Consider the following 504-nt stretch of genomic DNA (forward strand, 5'->3'; position numbering starts at 1 on the left):
GAGCCAGCGCCTGCTGCTGGAGATCCGCCGCCAGCCCTTCAGCTACACGCTGGCGCCCGGCGTCTATGGCGAGCAGACGCCGCACGGCGTCGACGAGTTCTGGTTCGACCGCCGCGAGGGCTTCTGCGAGCACTACGCCAGCGGGTATGTGCTGGCGATGCGCGCCGCCGGCGTGCCGGCGCGCGTGGTGACCGGCTTTCTGGGCGCCGACCTGGACGCCGTCGACGGCTGGACCCTGGTTCGCAACAGCGCGCGTCGATCCGACCGGCGCGGTGGCGCCCGAGCGCGTGGCGGCGGCGCGCACGCTGGCCCTGCCGCCCGGTCTGCTGCGCGGCGCGGTCGACGCCCTCGACCCCTCGCTGTGGCTGCGCCTGCGGCGCGTCGCCGATCGGGTGGACCTGCACTGGCAGCAGTGGGTGGTGGGCTACCAGCGCCAGCAGCAGTTCAAGCTGCTCGAGAAGCTCGGCGTGGAGTCGCCCGACTGGGCCCAGCTCGGCCGCGTGG

The 504-nt window shown here is 74.4% G+C and carries 2 pseudogenes; both read left to right on the forward strand.

What is annotated here, in order from left to right:
- Positions 1-49: 49 nt before the first annotated feature.
- Positions 50-247 (forward strand): annotated as a pseudogene (locus tag ACMUOY_RS21055) (transglutaminase-like domain-containing protein); the annotation flags it as partial.
- A 25-nt stretch (positions 248-272) separates the two neighbouring features.
- A pseudogene (locus tag ACMUOY_RS21060) lies at positions 273-504 on the forward strand (DUF3488 domain-containing protein); the annotation flags it as partial.

Origin of the sequence: Candidatus Skiveiella danica (assembly GCF_022705245.1) — a bacterium.
Classification (GTDB): Bacteria; Pseudomonadota; Gammaproteobacteria; order Burkholderiales; family Burkholderiaceae_C; genus Skiveiella; species Skiveiella danica.